The following is a 17,318-nucleotide window of genomic DNA, read 5'->3' as shown; positions in this document are numbered from 1 at the left end:
CCTTGTAGCTATGACACAAGAAGCCAGGACGAAACAAGCACTGCCACATGAAGCACTGACACAACACGAGAACACCGCAACTCTCGACGGCCGCATCGCGGTGGTGACCGGCGCAGGTACGGGTATCGGCGCCGCGACGGCAAGGACGCTGGCGGCGCGCGGAGCACGCGTCGCGCTGCTCGGTCGTCGAATCGACAAGCTCACCGACGTCGCTGACGAATTCGACGGCCTCGCCATCGCGACGGACGTCAGTGACCCCCGTGCCGTCGCCGCAGCGTTCGAGGAAGTGACGGAGCGCATCGGCGCACCCGATCTCGTCGTCGCCAACGCCGGTGCGATGCTCGCGGCGCCGTTCGACGACGCCGACCGCGACGAGTGGCGTCGAATGCTCGATGTGAACGTGATGGGCGTACTCGACACCGCTCGCGCCGCCATCCCGGGCTTGCGCGCGGCCGCGGCGGACGGACGATCCGCCGACCTCGTGCTGATCAGTTCAATCGGCGCGCACATCGTGCTACCGACGTACGCGGTCTACACGGCGACGAAGGCCGCCGTGTCGCACCTCACACGAACGCTCCGAGCAGAGCTGGGCCCCAACGGTATCCGTGTGCGGGTCATCGAACCGGGAATGACGGAGTCAGACCTCGGCCACGACATGACCTACCCGGGTTCGAAGGAGTTCCTGGCGGGTTTCGCCGTACAGAACCCGCCGATCCCCGCCGCCGCGATCGCGGAGGCGGTCGCCTGGTCGGTATCGCTTCCGGCTGCGGTCAACGCCGCGTCGATCGAGGTCTTGCCGACGGCACAGGGCTGAGCGACCGGCCCAGCGCTTGACCGACCGGCCAAGCTTTGACCGGCTCAGCCCAGCGCTGCGCCGATACGGTCGGCCAGCTCGCCGACCTCGGCGGTCGTCATCACGAACGACGGCGACACCTGCAGCGCGCCCTGCCCTGCGGCGCGGGTGCTCACGCCGTGCTTACGCAGAGCACCGACCGCTGCGGGCGCCTGCGCCGGGTCGGCGAGTTGGACGGCCGTGACCACACCGAGTCCGGTGCGCACCTCCGACACCGCGTCGAGGTCGGCGAGCGGGGCGAGCTTGTCTGCCAGATCGCCCTCGAGCCTCGCCGCCTCGGCAAGGAGTCCCTCCCGCTCGATGATGTCGAGGTTGGCCATCGCGGCTGCCGCAGCTCCCGCGTGGCCGCCATAGGTGTAACCGTGACGCCACCAGACACCACCGGCGTAGAAGGGTTCGGCGACGCGCGGCGCGATGAAGACCGCACCCATCGGGACGTACCCCGACGTCAAGCCCTTCGCTGTGGTCATCATGTCGGGTTGGAGATCAAAGCGCGCCGAAGCGAACCAGCTCTCGCCTCCGATACGGCCGAAGCCGGTCACCACCTCGTCGGCGACGAACAGCACATCGTTGTCGCGGCAGATCTGTCGGACCTCGGCCAGATAGCCCTCGGGCGGAAGGTAGATGCCGCCCGCGCCGATGATCGGCTCGCAGAAGAACGCGGCAACCTTGTCGGCACCGACGCGTTCGATCAGTCCGAGCAGGCTCTTGGCGTCGTCCCACTCGACGGTCTGGGCGTCGGGCATCAGGGTGCCGTAGCCGTCGTGGTTACCCGGGATGCCCGCGAGTGAGGTGCCCGCGACATGCATGCCGTGGTAGGCCTTGGTACGGCCGACGATCATCGTCTTCTCCGGCTTGCCGACCTCCACCCAGTAACGCCGCGCGAGTTTCGCCGCAGTGTCGATCGAGTCGCTTCCGCCGGAAGTGAAGAAGATCTTGCTGCCGGGAACCGGCGCGATTGTCGCGAGCCGATCGGCAAGTGCGTCGGTGACGTCGGCGGTGAGATCGCCGAATCCCGAGTAATGCGCGAGCGTCGAGAGCTGATCGGCCACCGCCTGCGCGACCTCGGTGCGCCCGTGACCGATATTGGTGAACCAGAGACCAGCGGTGGCGTCGAGATACTCGTTGCCATCGCGGTCCCACACGCGGGTGCCCTCACCCCGCGTGACCACAAACGGGCCGCTTGCGCTGACCGACCCCATATCGGCGAATCCGTGCCACAGTGAACCTGACATGCGCTCAATGATGCCCGGCGGCATCGCGGTCAGGGCACTCAGGGTCAGGTCAGCGCACCCAGGGTCACACTCTGGGTCATCGGTCGGAGGTCAGACTGCGTTGACCCATGCGTCGACACATATCCTTGAGTGATCATGTCCGTCTCCCCCGAATCACAGCCCAGCGAGTCCACCGCCGAGGCGACGCAACCTACTCCGACGGACCAACGCTCACTTCGACGCCGGCTCGCCGACCTGACGATCGTCGACCAACACCGCCTTCGACGCCGCGTCGACAAGCTCGGTGCATCGTCGAACGCGGATGCGGTGGCGGCACTCTCGCGCGACATCGACGCCGCATCACGCCGCGTCGAGCGTCGTCGAGCATCAGTTCCGGTGCTCGAGTTCCCACCGGAGCTACCGGTGTCGGTGGCCCGCGACGAGATCGCCGCCGCGATCGCCACTCACCAGGTCGTCGTGATCGCGGGCGAAACCGGGTCGGGCAAGACCACGCAGCTGCCCAAGATCTGCCTGGAGCTCGGCCGAGGCGTGCGCGGCGCCATCGGTCACACCCAGCCGAGGCGTATCGCCGCCAGTTCCGTGGCGCGACGTATCGCCGACGAGACCAACACCGAGATCGGCGACGCCGTGGGGTATTCGGTGAGGTTCTCCGACCGCTCCGGCGCCGACACGCTCGTGAAGGTGATGACCGACGGCATCCTGCTCCGCGAGATCGCCACCGATCCGATGCTGCGCGCCTACGACACGCTGATCATCGACGAGGCGCACGAACGAAGCCTCAACATCGATTTCATCCTCGGCTACCTGCACCGACTGCTCCCCCGTCGCCCCGACCTCAAGCTCATCATCACCTCGGCCACGATCGAACCCGACAGGTTCGCGCGGCATTTCACCACACCCGACGCCGAGGTCCCCGTGCTCGAGGTGTCGGGGCGGGCGTATCCCGTCGACGTCCGCTACCGCCCGCTCATCTCCTCCGACGGCCCCGACACCGGTGACGAACGCGGTGGCGGCGAGCACGCCGACCTCGACCAGATCCAGGGCATCGACGCCGCCATCGACGAGTTGTGGGGACGCAGTAACGCCGGGGGTGACATCCTGGTGTTCCTGCCAACCGAACGTGACATCCGCGAGGCGGCGGACTCACTGTCCCGACGCGTCGCGGCAGGCGCCGAGGTGGTTCCGCTGTACGCGCGATTGTCGATCGCCGAACAACAGAAGGTGTTCACACAGTCGCGCGGCAACCGAATCGTGTTGTCCACCAACGTCGCCGAGACGTCGCTGACCGTCCCGGGTATCCGCTACGTGATCGACACGGGCACCGCACGTATCTCGCGATACTCGGCGCGCACCAAGATCCATCGACTTCCGGTCGAACCGATCTCACAGGCGAGCGCCCGCCAGCGCGCCGGGCGGTGCGGGCGAGTCGCCCCCGGCATCTGCATCCGCTTGTACAGCGAGGCCGATTTCGACGCCCGTCCCGCCTTCACCGACCCCGAGATTCTCCGCACCGATCTCGCGTCGGTCATCTTGCAGATGGCCTCGCTGCGGCTCGGCGACATCGCCGACTTCCCCTTCGTCCAACCTCCCGACGCACGCGGTATCCGCGACGGAATCGGGGTTCTCACCGAACTCGGCGCGATCACGACGACCGACAAGACCGACACCACACCGCGGTTGACACCTGTCGGACGCACGATGTCGCGCATCCCGGTCGAGCCTCGGGTCGCGCGCATGCTGATCGCGGCACACGAATCCGGTTGTCTCGCCGACGTTCTGGTCATCGCTGCCGCACTGTCGATCCCCGACGTCCGCGAGCGACCCGGCGATCATCGCGAAGCCGCCGACGCAGCCCACAAGCGGTTCGTCGTGCCCGGCTCCGACTTCATGGGCTACCTCGCACTGTGGCGCTACCTCCAGGAGAAGCGACAAGAACTGTCCGGCAACCAGTTCCGCCGCACCTGCGAACGCGAGTTCCTCCACTACCTCCGCATCCGCGAGTGGCAGGATCTGCACCGACAGCTTCGGCGCATCGTCGACGATCTCGGCTGGTCGTCGAAGGAGTCTGGCGAGGCCGAGGCGTCGCACCACACCGATGCGATCCACCAGGCGATACTGTCCGGGCTCCTGAGCAACATCGCCGCCCGCAACGCCGAAGGTCGGGAGTACACGGGCGCACGCAACACGACCCTGATGATCTTCCCCGGCTCGTCACTCTCCAAGAAGCCGCCCGCGTTCCTGATGGCCGCCGAGATCCTGGAAACGTCCCGGCTTTTCGCGCACACCGTCGCGGGAATCGACCCTCTGTGGGCCGAACGACTCGCAGGCGACCTGGTCAAACGCACATACAGCGAGCCGCACTGGTCGTCGAAGCGCGGTGCCACGATGGCATACGAACGCGCGACGCTCTACGGCGTCCCGCTGGTGGCCCGACGCCGCGTCGACTACGGACCCATCGACCCTGCCGCCGCGCGTGACATGTTCATCCGGCACGCCCTCGTCGAAGGTGATTGGAAGACGAATCATCCGTTCTTCGACCGCAATCGAGCACTGCTGTCCGACGCCGCCGAGGTCGAACACCGCGCTCGACGCCGCGACGTGGTGATCACCGAGGACCAACTGTTCGACTTCTACGACCATCGCATCGGCGCGGAGGTCACCTCGGCACGCCATTTCGACACCTGGTGGAAGAAGGCGCGCCGCGCCGACCAGTCGCTGCTCGACCTCACCCCGGAGGACGTCGCCGCCGACGTCCACGTCGCCGATGCCGACTATCCCGGCGAGTGGCAACAGGGCGATACCCGCTACCGCCTGCGATACCGATTCGAGCCCGGCGCACCCGATGACGGTGTGTCCGTGCTCATTCCACGCCCGCTGTTGCGACACGTGCGCCCGGCGGGCTTTGACTGGCTGGTCCCGGGAATGCGGAGCGAACTCGCCACCGAGTTGATCAAGACGCTGCCCAAGACGATCCGCAAGACGATGGCACCGGCCGGGCGATTCGCCGATCTCGCCCTGTCTCGTCTCACCCCACGCCGCGAGCCGCTCATCAACGGCCTCGCGCGTGAGCTGTCGACGATCACCGGGCAGACGATTGCGGCCGACGACTTCACTCCGGAGCGACTCCCCGCCTACCTTCGCATGAACTTCGTCGTGATCGATGACCGAGAGGAGTCGGTCGCTACCGGCAAGTCCCTCGCCGAGCTCCGCCGACGCATCGAGGGTGAGGCGCCCGCGCCGACGCCGCGTCGGGTGTACACGACGTGGACGGCCGACGGAATCGGAACACTCGCCGAGTCGAGCGTCGATAGCGTTGCCGGACAACAGATCACGCGATATCCGTCACTCGAGGTCGTCGACGGAGAGCGTAACCGTGGGGTGGCGCGGACGCTCGCGACGTCGGACGCCCAGCGACGTGCGCAATTGCACGGTGCCGTCATCGAACTGCTCGACCACGCGATCCCGCCGCTCTCACGCAAGATCAGCGCCGGGCTCGACCCGGCCGGTCGGCTGGCACTGAGCCAGAGTCCCTATGCGTCACCCGACGCGCTGTATGCAGACTGCACCCGTCGGGCGATTCGCGACATCGCTCCCGCAGCAGTCGATTTGGGCTCGATCCGCACACCCTCGGCCTTCGATGAGCTGGTCTCGACACTGCGACCGCGTGTATCGGCTGCGGCGCCGGAGTATTTCGCTCTTGCTGTCGATGTGTTGCGTGAGGTTGCTCCCCTGCGTGCCGAGATCGACCGCCACTCGGGTCAAACAGCAGCCGACGACGTCGCCGAACAGTTCAACAACCTGGTCTTCGACGGATTCGTTCTCGCAACGGCTAGCGAACACCTGCAGCACGTTCCGCGATACCTGACCGCCGCACGACAGCGCCTCGAGCAGCTTCCTGCCGCCGCGAACCGCGACCGCGAGGGAATGGCCGCCATCGACAGGGTCACCGAACGATGGAACCAGCGCCTGACACAGCTTCCCGAATCGCGCCGAGACATCGTCAGCGAGGAAGCTCAGTGGATCGTCGAGGAGCTGAGGGTGAGCCTCTTTGCCCAGAAACTCGGTACCGCCTATCCCATTTCGGAGAAACGGGCGCTACGAGCTCTTGACCGACTCGGTTGAGACCGGACCCGCCGGACTCGACGCAGCATCGACAGTGTCGTCGCGGGTGGCGGGCGTGTCGAGGTCGTCGGAGCCTTCGTGCGAACCGGTGAGGTTGCCCTGGAGGTCGTCGATCTCGCGTTGGAAGTCTTCGAGCGAATCGAACGACCGGTAGACCGAGGCGAAACGTAGGTACGCCACCTCGTCGAGGTCGCGGAGCGGGCCGAGGATGGCCAGACCGACCTCGTTGCTGGGGATCTCGGCCGAACCGGACGACCTCACCGCGTCTTCGACCTGCTGAGCCAACTGTGCGAGATCGTCTTCGTTCACGTGACGTCCCTGGCATGCGCGTCGTACCCCGCGCATCACCTTTTCTCTGCTGAACGGCTCGGTCACACCGTTTCGCTTCACGACTGCCAGAACAGCACTTTCGACTGTGGAGAACCGCCGCCCGCACTCGCTGCACGCGCGACGACGCCGGATCGCCTGCCCCTCATCGGCGACACGCGAATCGACGACCTTGGTGTCTTCGTTCTTACAAAACGGGCAGCGCATGTAGTCCTCGTGCAGATCTCGGGACGCAGCGGCTCCGTCGGTCTGGCTCGGTCCGATCGTCTGACGACCGGCGGAAGCGAGACCGCAGCGGTGACCGTGTCGGTTTCCGACTGGACCCTGTGACATCGAGAATACCGCCAGCGCTCAGCGGTACGCGGGTGTGACAAGCGGTTGGCCAACGCGCAGCCCACTCGACGGCAGATCGTTGAGGTCGATGATCTCGTCGATGACTGTCTGACGCGGCACATCGGGCGCGACGCGTGCCGCGATCGAGCTCAGCGATTCGCCGGAACGCACGTGGACCACCTGCGTCGAGGTCGAGGACGGCACGCTCGCCCGCTGGTAGTCGGCGCCGACGGTCCCGACCACCCACACGGTCAGTGCCAACCCGACTCCCGCGAGCACCGCCAAGACCGCTGCCCGGCGCCGACGGGCCGCCACCAGCTCTCCGACGCCACCGGCGCATCGCGTGCCCGCAGGCCGCGTTGAGGTGCCGTGATCGAACGCGATCCGACGCCGAGGCCGCGGCGCGACGTCTGCGACGGCGGTCCGTCGGGACTCAGTCGTTCGAACGCGCCCCGCCACACTTAGCTCGTCGCTACGCGCGGGATTCGACGGTGCACGTCCACTGACCACCGTGGCGCGGTGAACTCGGGGACGCGTCGTCGATGCAGGTCGCGGCGTTGCAGATCGGGTGGTCGGCGGTGTTGCCGCGGATGCACTCGACGTGCTGGGAATCGTGCGGGTCACCGGGTTGGTCATCAAGCTGGTCATCGCTACCTCCAATGGTCGATCAAGCGTTCGATGAACTGATGTTCGAGTTCTACCAGAGGGGTCCGACAAAGTCCTGCGACACGTCGAACAAATGTTTGATGTTGTCAGTGGCCTCCGCTACTGTCGGCGCCAGACGATGGAAGAAAGACGCACCCCACCCCGCTTCACAGCAGCACCCGGTTCACAACAGCACCCGCTTCACACATCAGGAAGGACGGAACCGATGACAGAGAAGTCACGACGCGGCCCGTCGTCGCCCAAGGGCAACGGTCGCAGCGTCGAAGGCAAGAAGAGTGGAGGCGGCGAGGAGGCACCGATCCATCCGGCCGTCGCCGAGGCAACACTCACCGATCGCCAGCGTGGCGTCCTCGATGTGATCCGAAAGTCGGTGCGCGAGCGTGGATATCCGCCGAGCATCCGAGAGATCGGCGACGCCGTCGGCCTCACGTCCACGTCATCGGTCGCACACCAGTTGCGCACCCTCGAGCGCAAGGGCCTGTTGAAGCGCGACGCCAACCGTCCGCGGGCGGTCAACGTCTCCGAGGCTCCCGATGCACATCACTCCGATGCCATCAACGGAGATCTCCCGACCCCCACGTTCGTTCCGGTACTCGGCCGTATCGCGGCGGGCGGTCCGATTCTCGCTGAGGAGGCGGTCGAAGACGTCTTCCCGCTTCCGCGTGAGCTCGTCGGTGAGGGCTCGTTGTTCCTGCTCCGCGTCGTCGGCGAATCGATGATCGACGCCGCGATCTGCGACGGCGACTGGGTTGTCGTGCGTCAGCAGAATGTCGCCGACAACGGCGACATCGTCGCAGCGATGATCGACGGCGAGGCGACGGTGAAGACCTTCAAGCGCAAAGACGGCCACGTCTGGCTGATGCCGCACAATCCGCTCTTCGATCCGATCCCCGGAGACGACGCCGCCATCCTCGGCAAAGTCGTCACGGTGATGCGACGGGTCTGATGCGCCGAACGGGCCCCGCAGGTCGTTGACCAGCGGGGTCTGTGTCAGCCGTCGAGTTGCTCGGCGGCTGCGCGTCGGGCGAGTGCCGGACTCGAGGTGGCAAGTGCGGCAGCGGCGGCAGCCCGGCACTGCTCCATCGTCACCGTCGACAGCTTTGCTCCGACTGCGGGCGTCGCCGCCGGAGCCGCCGACAGCGAGGTGACTCCGAGCCCGACGAGCACACATGCGAGCGACGGGTCGGCCGCGGCCTCGCCACAGACTCCGACGGGTTTGCCCTGCTGGGCGCCGGCGGTCGCAACCTGCGAGATGAGTGCGAGCACCGCCGGTTGCCACGGGTCGGTGAGTTCGGCGAGTTCTGCCGACATCCGGTCGGCGGCCATCGTGTACTGGGTGAGGTCGTTGGTTCCGATCGACACGAAGTCGACCTCGGCCAGAATCGCCGGCGCCAGGATCGCCGCTGCCGGGATCTCGATCATCACGCCTGCCGTCAGACCACGCTGACGGACGAGTTCGGCGAACTGTGCGGCCTCCGCGGCCGTGGCGATCATCGGTGCCATGACCCACGGCGTCGTGCCGGACTCCTCTGCCGCGCGCGCAATCGCGTCGAGCTGAGTTCGCACGATGTCGGGGTGGTCGTCGCCGATGCGGTTGCCGCGTACGCCGAGTGCGGGATTCGCCTCGTCCGGGTGCTCGATGAAGGCCAGCGGCTTGTCCGAACCGGCGTCGAGCGTTCTGATGACGACTTTTTGGCCCGCGAACGCCTCGAACACGTCGCGGTACAGCCGCGTCTGCTCGTCCACATCGGGCTCATCCGCCCTGTCGAGAAACGCCAACTCGGTGCGGAACAGCCCGATGCCCTCGACTGGCGCATCGGCAGCGCTGCGCGCGGAGACGCCGTCGGCAACATTCGCGAGGATGGCGACGGCGGTGCCGTCGGCAGTCCGGCCGGGGCCACGCCACGCAGCAACAAGCGCGGCCTCCGCAACGCTGCGCTCGACGAGTTCACGCGCCTCGGCCCCCTCTGGTTCGACGGTGATCGACCCCGCGCCTCCGTCGAGCAAAACCATTGTGCCGCTGGTGATCTCACTAAGTCGCGCCACAGCGACCACGCACGGGATGCCCAACTGCCGCGCGATGATGGCGGTATGACTGGTCGGTCCGCCGAGACGCGTGGCCAGCCCGACGATCACCGCGGGATCGAGCCCGGCGGTATCCGCGGGAGCGAGGTCGTCAGCGAAGAGAATCGACGGGTGACTCGGCGTCGGAATCCCCGGTTCCGGCTGGCCGAGCAACTCGGCGACCACTCGGTCACGAACGTCGTTGAGGTCGGTGATCCGCTCTGCCATCAACCCGCCGAGTTTGGCGAACATCTCGGAGAACTGCGCCGTGGCCGCGACCGCGGCGGCGGGCGCCGACGCGCCCTTCGCGACACGAGATTTCGCCGCACCGATCCATCCCCGATCCTCGGCCAACCCGGCGGTCGCAGCAAGGACCTCGGCCGCAGCTCCCGACGCGTGTGACGCGCGATGACGTAGCCTGCCCGCGACGACTGCCGCGGCGGCGACGAGGCGTTCCGCCTCCGCGTCCCGCTCGTCCTCGGCCAGAACGCGATCGGTGCCGAGTGACGTCTCGTCGTACGTGACGCGCCCACCCGGCCACAACACCGGCCCGTAGGCGAACCCTGCGACGACGGGTGTTCCCGACAACTCTCCTTGACCGTTCATGGTGACCCGATTCTCCGATACCAGGTGCTTCTCCATTGCGTCTGCTGCCTTCCGGGTCGATCGGCCGGGTGCGGTGATCTGTGAGGGATACCCGGCGTCGTGAATTTCTGTGATCAAAGTTACTCGAAACACTTGACTTGTCAACACACACGGGCGTAAACACAGATATATCAACATCGAATGCCACACAGAACCAAACTCACGATGATCCGCAGAAGCCAGATCCACAGCAGCCGGATCCACAGAACACAGACCCACAGATGGTTCGCCGAAGCGCGAGCCACACCACAGATCGGAGTCGACAGGTGTACGCCGAAGAGCGACAGCGAGCAATAGCCGATCAGGTGCGCGCGCACGGCCGCGCATCCGTAACCGCCCTCGCCGACAGGTTCGACGTGACGAGCGAGACGGTGCGCCGCGACCTCGCGGTCCTCGAGCGCGCAGGTAGCGTGCAACGCGTCCACGGTGGAGCAGTCAAGGCCGGGACGGTCGAGGTAGTCAACGAGCTGGGACTCGACCAGCGCGAGTCCTCCCACACCGCAGAGAAGGCCGCGATCGCACGCGCTGCGATACGGTTTCTGCCCTCGGACGGTGGATCGGTGATCTTCGACGCCGGAACCACCACCTACCAGGCCGCCAAGCTGCTGCCTTCGGATCGCAGGCTCACGGTGATCTCCACGAGCCTCCAGCTCGGGCAGGCACTCACCGCGCACGAGCGGGCCACCCTACTCATGGTCGGCGGTCGAGTCCGCGGACTCACCCAGGCCGCAGTCGGAGCCGAGACCGTCGCAGCGCTGCGAAAGATGCGTGCTTCGGTTGCCTTCGTCGGCACCAACGGGATCAGCGAAGGCCACGGCCTGTCCACCCCCGACGCGGAAGAAGCCTCGGTCAAGTCGGCCATCGTCGCCGCCGCGCAGCGCGTCGTAGTGCTGGCCGACTCGTCGAAGATGGAACGCGAGGACTTCAGCTCGTTCGCTCCGCTCGACGAGGTGGATGTCCTGATCACCGACGACGGGATCGACCCCGAGTTCTCCGCGGCGCTCTCGGCACACGGCATCGAGGTCGTGATCGCATGATCCTCACAGTCACAGCCAACCCGAGTCTCGACCGCACCCTGGAGATCGCAGGACCGTTGATGCGGGGCGAGGTGCAACGCAGTACCTCCACCCGGGTCGAGCCGGGCGGCAAGGGAGTCAACGTGTCCCGCGTCGTCGCGGAAGCCGGCATCCCCACCGTCGCGGTACTACCCGCGCACGCCGACGACCCGCTGCTCACCGCCCTCGACGCGGTCGCACTGCCCTATCGCACGGTCGATATCGACGGCCAGATCCGCACGAACATCACGGTCGCCGAAAACGACGGAACGACCACGAAGATCAATGCGCCCGGCCACACCCTCACACCTGCCGAACTCGACGATCTGACAGCGCTCGTACTCGGCAGCGCCGAGGACGCGTCGTGGGTGGCACTGTGTGGCTCGCTTCCGCCGGGAGTTCCCGACGACTGGTATCGACGCATCTCCGATCGCCTCGTCACGAGCGGACGCCGCGTGGCGATCGACACGTCGGGCGCACCCCTGAGCGCGGCGATGTCGGGGCCCATCGACCTGGTCAAACCCAACGACGAAGAACTCGCCGAGGTCAGTGGTATCGCCCCAGCCGAACTGGCCGCTGCCATCGCCTCGGGCGACTACCTGCCCGTCGTGGCGGCGTCGCGCACGCTGATCGCCACCACGCAGGGAGCGGTACTCGCGACCCTCGGTGCGGCGGGTGCGGTACTCACGACCGCTGAAGGCAGTTGGCTGGCCACTCCCCCGCCGATCGTGCCGCGCAGCACCGTCGGGGCAGGCGACGCGTCGCTGGCCGGATACCTCATCGCGTACACGGCAGGCGCCTCCGAACCCGACCGTCTCCGCACGGCAGTCGCCTACGGCTCGGCGGCCGCCGGACTTGCGGGGACGCAACCGCCGCTTCCAGCACAGGTCGACGTCGACTCGGTCGATGTCGTCGAACTCTCGGGAGCCGCCCCGATCACGTGACCCCACAGCCTCCAGACCCTGTACGCGAACCGCCACGAAGCTCACCGACCAGAACCGGAACACCCCCTCCGGCCGCACAGAAGTAGAAGGAAAACCCATGTCCGACAACATCATCACCGCAGCGACGGTGCATCTCGATGTCGACGCCGGCAGTGATCCCGCCGCCGTCATCACCTATCTCGCCGAGAATCTCGGCGAGGCCGGGCGCACGACCGATCCATCCGAACTGAGCCGCGCCGCGCTGGCCCGTGAGGCAAAGTCGGCAACCGGGCTGCCCGGTGGGATCGCGATTCCTCACGCACGGGCCGCATCGGTCACCACTGCCAGCCTTGCGTTCGCCCGACTGTCCAACAAGGTCGACTTCGGTGCCCCCGACGGTCCGGCCGACCTCGTATTCCTCATCGCAGCACCCGAAGGCGCTGCGTCCGACCACATGAAGCTGCTGAGCTCGCTCGCACGAGCGCTCGTGCGTCCCGACTTCGTCGCCGCCCTCCGCGAGGCGCCGAGCGACGAGCGCGTCGTCGAACTCGTGGATGAGGCCATCAACCCTGCCCCGGCAGGCTCTCCGTCGACATCCGCCACGCCTGCGGCGAGCTCGGCCGCCGCTGCTGCGACCGCGTCGCCAGCAGGCGCGAAGACCGCGAAGACACTGAGTCCCGATTCGCAGAAGCGCCCCTCGATCGTCGCGATCACCGCGTGCCCGACCGGAATCGCACACACCTACATGGCCGCGGACGCACTCAAGTACGCCGCGGAACGCGCGGGCGTCGACTTCCACGTCGAGCCGCAGGGATCGTCGGGCACGACGCCGTTCACCCCTGACGTCATCGCCGGTGCCGACGCCGTCATCTTCGCCACCGACGTCGGCGTGAAGGGCAAGAGCCGCTTCAGCGGAAAGCCGGTCATCGAGTCCGGGGTCAAGCGCGCCATCAACGAACCCGACAAGATGATTGCCGAGGCCGTCGAGGCGTCGCGCAATCCGCACGCCTCGCGCGTCGACGGGTCGGCAGACGACGGTGCCGGCGCAGCGGAGGGATCGGCGTCGAGCCTGTCGTTCGGCAAGAAGATCCAGCAGGCACTCATGACCGGTGTCAGCTACATGATCCCGTTCGTCGCGGCAGGCGGACTGTTGATCGCGTTGGGCTTCCTGCTTGCCGGATACGAGATCGCCAACAAGACACTCGATTCATCCAAAACCCTGTCCGACGGCGCCTACATCGCACTGAACAACAGCCTCTGGGATCTACCCGCGGGCGGTCTCGGCCAGTACCTCGGCGGTGTCAGTTTCGCGATCGGCGCGCTCGCCATGAGCATGCTGGTACCTGTCCTCGCGGGTTACATCTCGTTCGCGATAGCCGACCGTCCCGGTATCGCACCCGGTTTCGTCGCAGGCCTGGTCTCGGTTGCCGTCGGCGCGAGTTTCATCGGAGGTTTGATCGGTGGACTCATCGCAGGCGCCGTGTGCCTCGCAATTTCCCGACTTCCGTTGCCGCAGTGGGCACGTGGACTCCAGCCGGTCATCATCATCCCGCTGTTCGGCAGCCTGATCGTCGGCGGTCTGATGTTCATGTTGCTCGGCAAGCCGCTCGCCTGGGTCACCACCCAGCTCACCGACGGTCTCAACAGCATGAGCGGCAGCTCCAAGATCGTCCTCGGCGTGGTCCTCGGACTCATGATGTGCTTCGATCTCGGTGGACCGGTCAACAAGGCCGCGTACCTCTTCGCCACCACCGGTCTCGCGATCGGCGACACACCCCAGCTCGAGATCATGGCAGCGGTCATGTGTGCGGGCATGGTTCCGCCGCTCGCGATGGCACTCGCCACCGTCATCCGCCCCGGACTGTTCACCGAGCCCGAGCGCGAAAACGGTAAGGCCGCTTGGTTCCTCGGCGCTGCATTCATCTCCGAGGGTGCGATCCCGTTCGCAGCGAAGGACCCGATCCGCGTGATTCCGTCGATGATGGCGGGTGGCGCACTCGCAGGCGCTCTGATCATGGCCTTCGGAGTCACTCAGCGTGCGCCGCACGGCGGCATCTTCGTCTTCTTCACGATGAACCACTGGCTGCTCTTCCTCGCCGCGCTTGCGGCGGGTACGGTCCTCGGCACGGTATGCGTCGTCGCGGCCAAGCAATTCGGGCGATCGGCCAGCCGCCAGACAGCGGCACCCGAGCTCGAGACCATTCCCGCCTGAGATCACCAGTCCCGACATAACCCCATCTGCAAAGGAGCAAATAATGCCAAGCACCACCGTCGAGGTCGGATCAGCCGTCGGATTGCACGCACGACCAGCAACGATCATCGCCGAGGCAGTCGCCGACGCGGGTACACCCGTGACGATCTCGGTCGTCGGAGGCGAACCTGTCGACGCGGGATCGGCACTGCTGATCATGACGCTCGGTGCCGAGAAGGGAACCGCGGTCGTCGTCGAATCCGACGATCAGGCAACGCTCGACGCCATCGCGAAGCTCGTCGCCGCCGACCTCGACGCGGAGTAGACCCCTACTGCTTCAACGAGGCCAGTTCTCCCGCCAGCGCCGAGGGCACACGGACACGCATCCGGGTGCCCTCGGTGCTGTGGTCTGTGGTGAGAACCTCGCCCTCGCGGTGAATTCGTGACACCAGATCGCCTCGCGTGAACGGGATGTCGACGGTGAGTTCCACGTCGTCGCGACCCACGAACTCTCGGACCGCCTCGAACAGTTCGGGCAGTCCCTCACCGGTGCGCGCCGAGACGTACACGACGCCCGCTGAGTTGGGGCCGTGCGTACTACCGCCCGCGCCGAGCATGCCGCGCAGTTCGGTGAGCCGGGACGCATCGATGGCATCGATCTTGTTGATCACCAACAACTCCGGGGGTGGCGCGACTCCCTCTTCGGCCACGACGTCGTTGATGACCCGTCGGACCGCCGTGATCTGTTCCGCGGGGAACGGGTCGCTGCCGTCGACGACGTGCAGTACGAGATCGGCATCGACGACCTCCTCCAGCGTCGACCGGAATGCCTCGACGAGTTGCGTCGGGAGATGGCGGACGAAGCCGACGGTGTCGGTGAAGACCAGTTCGCGGCCGTCCTCGAGAGTCGCGCGGCGCGTCGTCGGATCGAGGGTCGCGAACAGCGCATCCTGCACGAGCACACCCGAACCCGTCATGGCGTTGACCAGACTCGACTTACCCGCGTTGGTGTATCCCGCGACGGCGATGCGCGGCACAGCGCCCCGCAGCCGCGCAGAGCGCTTCGTGGTTCGGGCGGTGCGCATTTCGCGAATCTCGCGGCGCAGCTTGGCCATTCGCTCACGGATGCGCCGACGGTCGGTCTCGATCTTCGTCTCACCCGGTCCGCGCAGACCGACGCCGCCGTTGCTGCCGGCCCGGCCACCGGCCTGACGGGACATCGACTCACCCCAACCACGCAGACGCGGGAGCATGTACTCCATCTGCGCTAGAGCCACCTGCGCCTTGCCCTCACGCGAACTCGCATGCTGGGCGAAGATGTCGAGGATGAGGGCCGTGCGGTCGATCACCTTGACCTTGACTACCTTCTCCAGCGCGGTCAGCTGCGCAGGGGTCAGCTCGCCGTCGCAGATGACGGTGTCGGCGCCGGTGTCGGCGACGACGTCGCGCAGCTCCTGCGCCTTGCCCGAGCCGATGAAGGTCGCGGGATCGGGTGAGGATCGTCGCTGGATCACTGCTTCGAGGACCACGGAACCCGCGGTCTCGGCGAGCGCTGCGAGCTCCTCCATGTTCGCCTTCGCGGCGGCCGCGGATCCCTCGGTCCAGACGCCGACGAGCACCACGCGCTCGAGGCGCAGTTGTCGATACTCGACCTCGGTGACGTCGGTGAGCTCTGTCGAGAGCCCGGCGACGCGCTGCAGCGAGGCGCGATCGGAGAGTGCGAGCTCGCCGGTCGTCGGGGTGTGGGCACGGTCGCGGGAATCGTCGTGGTCGCCGAAGTCTGCGGGGTCGACGAGATCGTCGGGATCGATCAGATCGCGGGAGAGGTCGATCGCGGGTGCGTTCGCGTCGACGGGACGGGTGTCGTGCAGGTCATGTACCTGTGGTGATGTTTCGGTCATACACCATCCATGGTGACACGCCGACGCCCCGTCGAGCACGTGGATATCCGCCGAGCCGCCGTACAGCGGGCCTGCGGCACGTCAGTCGACGCGATACCAGCCCGCCCGGAATCGGCCGTCGGCCACCAGTGCGGACGGTCCACGCAGCGTCGCATGACCGTCGGCAACGGTGACCGTCACCCTTCCGCCGGGCACGTCGATGACCATCTCGCCTGCGTCGCGGCCGAGGGTCTGCAGACCCGCTGCCGCCGCCGCGACCAGCCCCGTTCCGCAACTTCTGGTCTCGCCGACACCGCGCTCGAAGACACGCATCGTGGCGTGCAGACCACCGTGCGGGCCGTCTTCGGGAGACGTCAGCAGTTCGACGTTGGCGCCGTGCGGAAAGACGCCGTCCGGCAGGACGACGCCGGTAGAGAAATCGATCGCGGCGAGGTCAGACGTCGACATGTCGGGCACCACGGACGCCAGGTGCGGGTTGCCGACATCGACCGCGACACCCGGATAGAGGTCGTCGCCGATCCGCACGGTCGCGTCGTCTCCGAGTGTCACCCGACCCATCCGCACACTGACGTCGGCGAACAGATCATCGAAAGAATGCACCACCACGGGACGTCCGCCCGCGCGCGAACCCACCGTGAACTCGTCGGAATCCGTCAGCCCGGTGGCCCGCAGGTAGTGGGCGAAGACGCGGACGCCGTTGCCGCACATCTCGGCGATGGAGCCGTCAGCGTTTCGATAGTCCATGAACCAGTCGTCGGGGTCGACGCCGTCGGGCAGTTCGTCGAGGACGCCGGCGCGCACGAGGGCCACCGCCCGCGCGACGCGCAGCATGCCGTCGGCCCCGATACCGCGTTGGCGATCGCAGACCGCCGCCACGAAGTCGGTCGTGAGGTCGAGTTCGACCGCCGGGTCGGTGAGCACGACGAAGTCGTTCTGGGTGCCGTGCCCCTTCACGTAGGTCACTGCCTCGCTGATCGTCGTCACCCGTCCAGAATACGTGCGG

At 66.9% G+C, this 17,318-nt stretch carries 12 protein-coding genes and 1 pseudogene; 7 read left to right on the top strand and 6 right to left on the bottom strand.

All coding sequences use genetic code 11. From position 1 onward, the window contains the following. Positions 1-10: 10 nt before the first annotated feature. Entirely contained in the window at positions 11-814 is an 804-nt protein-coding gene (locus RND64_RS09880; RefSeq protein WP_083444265.1) for an SDR family oxidoreductase, read from the top strand. 44 nt (positions 815-858) lie between these two features. On the opposite strand, the gene RND64_RS09875 is transcribed toward RND64_RS09880, so the two are convergent. Continuing rightward, positions 859-2,088 (bottom strand): aminotransferase family protein, encoded by a 1,230-nt coding sequence (locus RND64_RS09875; protein WP_049697484.1) that lies wholly within the window; start codon positions 2,086-2,088, stop codon positions 859-861. Between the two features lie 135 nt (positions 2,089-2,223). On the opposite strand from RND64_RS09875, the gene hrpA reads away from it, so the two are divergent. Then, a complete protein-coding gene (hrpA, locus tag RND64_RS09870; protein ID WP_049697483.1) occupies positions 2,224-6,210 on the top strand; it encodes an ATP-dependent RNA helicase HrpA in 3,987 nt (1,328 codons plus the stop codon). Positions 6,211-6,309: 99 nt separating this feature from the next. Here hrpA and nrdR read toward each other — a convergent pair. Beyond that, positions 6,310-6,744: pseudogene (gene nrdR, locus RND64_RS09865) on the bottom strand (transcriptional regulator NrdR); the annotation flags it as partial. A 144-nt stretch (positions 6,745-6,888) separates the two neighbouring features. Beyond that, the gene (locus RND64_RS09860) at positions 6,889-7,518 is read right to left on the bottom strand and encodes a LysM peptidoglycan-binding domain-containing protein (protein WP_235434256.1); all 630 of its coding nucleotides are present in this window, start codon (positions 7,516-7,518) and stop codon (positions 6,889-6,891) included. Positions 7,519-7,834: 316 nt separating this feature from the next. On the opposite strand from RND64_RS09860, the gene lexA reads away from it, so the two are divergent. Then, complete coding sequence (gene lexA, locus RND64_RS09855; protein WP_306302058.1) at positions 7,835-8,482, top strand: transcriptional repressor LexA; 648 nt, start codon at positions 7,835-7,837, stop codon at positions 8,480-8,482. Positions 8,483-8,526: 44 nt separating this feature from the next. Here lexA and ptsP read toward each other — a convergent pair whose 3' ends face one another. Beyond that, on the bottom strand, positions 8,527-10,242 hold the full coding sequence (gene ptsP / locus RND64_RS09850; protein WP_049697172.1) for a phosphoenolpyruvate--protein phosphotransferase: 1,716 nt from the start codon (positions 10,240-10,242) through the stop codon (positions 8,527-8,529). A gap of 269 nt (positions 10,243-10,511) precedes the next feature. Here ptsP and RND64_RS09845 point away from each other — a divergent pair, with 269 nt between their 5' ends. The 4 genes from RND64_RS09845 (at position 10,512) to RND64_RS09830 (ending at position 14,739) form a co-directional block, all read left to right on the top strand. Then, positions 10,512-11,282, top strand: coding sequence for a DeoR/GlpR family DNA-binding transcription regulator (locus RND64_RS09845; protein ID WP_049697171.1), 771 nt, complete (start codon positions 10,512-10,514; stop codon positions 11,280-11,282). Continuing rightward, positions 11,279-12,244: a 1-phosphofructokinase family hexose kinase gene (locus RND64_RS09840; RefSeq protein ID WP_049697170.1), complete on the top strand. Its 966-nt coding sequence runs from the start codon at positions 11,279-11,281 to the stop codon at positions 12,242-12,244. Before RND64_RS09845 ends, RND64_RS09840 begins: the two co-directional genes overlap by 4 nt. Before the next feature lie 97 nt (positions 12,245-12,341). Further along, positions 12,342-14,435, top strand: a complete 2,094-nt coding sequence (locus RND64_RS09835) for a PTS fructose transporter subunit IIABC (RefSeq protein WP_049697169.1) — start codon at positions 12,342-12,344, stop codon at positions 14,433-14,435. 43 nt (positions 14,436-14,478) lie between these two features. After that, the gene (locus RND64_RS09830; protein ID WP_005204573.1) at positions 14,479-14,739 is read left to right on the top strand and encodes an HPr family phosphocarrier protein; all 261 of its coding nucleotides are present in this window, start codon (positions 14,479-14,481) and stop codon (positions 14,737-14,739) included. A 4-nt stretch (positions 14,740-14,743) separates the two neighbouring features. Here the strand turns inward: RND64_RS09830 and hflX are convergent, their stop codons facing one another. Then, positions 14,744-16,315 carry a GTPase HflX gene (gene hflX, locus RND64_RS09825; RefSeq protein WP_049697168.1) on the bottom strand — a complete coding sequence of 524 codons (1,572 nt, stop codon included), beginning with the start codon at positions 16,313-16,315 and terminating at the stop codon, positions 14,744-14,746. A gap of 81 nt (positions 16,316-16,396) precedes the next feature. Beyond that, positions 16,397-17,299 (bottom strand): diaminopimelate epimerase, encoded by a 903-nt coding sequence (gene dapF / locus RND64_RS09820; RefSeq protein ID WP_049697167.1) that lies wholly within the window; start codon positions 17,297-17,299, stop codon positions 16,397-16,399. Between the last annotated feature and the right edge of the window lie 19 nt (positions 17,300-17,318).

It is taken from the genome of Gordonia sp. w5E2 (genome assembly GCF_036540975.1).
Classification (GTDB): domain Bacteria; phylum Actinomycetota; class Actinomycetes; order Mycobacteriales; family Mycobacteriaceae; genus Gordonia; species Gordonia jacobaea.
The sequence above is the reverse complement of the archived record's forward strand: the minus strand, read 5'-3'. Positions and strand labels throughout refer to the sequence as shown.

Coding starts and splice junctions, on each gene's coding strand:
- RND64_RS09830 (WP_005204573.1), top strand. CDS start 14,479: ATGCCAAGCACCACCGTCGAGGTCGGATCAGCCGTCGGATTGCACGCA.
- hflX (WP_049697168.1), bottom strand. CDS start 16,315: ATGACCGAAACATCACCACAGGTACATGACCTGCACGACACCCGTCCC.
- RND64_RS09880 (WP_083444265.1), top strand. CDS start 11: ATGACACAAGAAGCCAGGACGAAACAAGCACTGCCACATGAAGCACTG.
- RND64_RS09835 (WP_049697169.1), top strand. CDS start 12,342: ATGTCCGACAACATCATCACCGCAGCGACGGTGCATCTCGATGTCGAC.
- RND64_RS09875 (WP_049697484.1), bottom strand. CDS start 2,088: ATGTCAGGTTCACTGTGGCACGGATTCGCCGATATGGGGTCGGTCAGC.
- RND64_RS09840 (WP_049697170.1), top strand. CDS start 11,279: ATGATCCTCACAGTCACAGCCAACCCGAGTCTCGACCGCACCCTGGAG.
- ptsP (WP_049697172.1), bottom strand. CDS start 10,242: ATGGAGAAGCACCTGGTATCGGAGAATCGGGTCACCATGAACGGTCAA.
- RND64_RS09860 (WP_235434256.1), bottom strand. CDS start 7,518: ATGACCAGCTTGATGACCAACCCGGTGACCCGCACGATTCCCAGCACG.
- hrpA (WP_049697483.1), top strand. CDS start 2,224: ATGTCCGTCTCCCCCGAATCACAGCCCAGCGAGTCCACCGCCGAGGCG.